The 257-nt window shown below is 64.6% G+C and carries 1 pseudogene; it reads left to right on the forward strand.

The window, feature by feature from the left end:
* A pseudogene (locus J0695_RS36535) lies at positions 1-257 on the forward strand (SCO0930 family lipoprotein); the annotation flags it as partial.

A 257-nucleotide genomic window follows, 5' to 3' on the forward strand; every position in this document is an offset into this window, starting at 1 on the left:
CGGCGCGGGAGCGGTGGCCGCGCTGCCCGGACTCTCCGTACGCAAGGACCCCAAACTCGGCAACATCGTCGTGGACAAGCGCGGAATGACGGTTTACCGCTTCAAGAAGGATTCCGCCTGGCCGATGAAGTCGGCGTGCACCGGTGCGTGCCTCGACAAGTGGCCTGTACTCGCCCCTGTGGCGAAGAGCGACACCGCCGGCATCATCAAGAAGGGATTCGTCACCTTCAACCGGCCCGACGGGCTCAAGCAGCAGT

Origin of the sequence: Streptomyces beijiangensis (assembly GCF_017315755.1) — a bacterium.
Taxonomy (GTDB): domain Bacteria; phylum Actinomycetota; class Actinomycetes; order Streptomycetales; family Streptomycetaceae; genus Streptomyces; species Streptomyces beijiangensis.